Source organism: Pseudomonas sp. AC463, assembly GCF_979253585.1.
This window is the reverse complement of sequence record NZ_CEEDDZ010000942.1, coordinates 1-250: the sequence shown is the minus strand read 5'-3', so window position 1 is coordinate 250 and position 250 is coordinate 1. Positions and strand designations below refer to the sequence as shown.

Below are 250 nucleotides of genomic sequence, written 5' to 3'. Positions count from 1 at the left end.
GCTGTCGCCGACGATCATCAGCCAGGCCGTCGTCTACAAGACCCCGGAAGCGCGTCTGCAGGAAGGTGCGATCGGCGCGACTGTCGACATCGTGACGCGCAAGCCGCTCGACCTCAAGGCGAACACGATCGCCGTCACGGCCGGCGGTGAGTATAACGACCGGGCCAAGCGCGGCAGCTTCCGTGGCTCGGCGCTGTACAGCTGGCACAATGCGGACGAGACGATCGGCTTCCTCGGCGCGGTCAACTAC

At 66.0% G+C, this 250-nt stretch carries 1 protein-coding gene; it reads left to right on the top strand.

Going from position 1 to position 250, the window contains the following annotated elements; all coding sequences use genetic code 11:
• The coding region (locus AC0IYH_RS33005) for a hypothetical protein (RefSeq protein WP_471838603.1) at nucleotides 1-250 on the top strand (250 nt) is incomplete at both ends.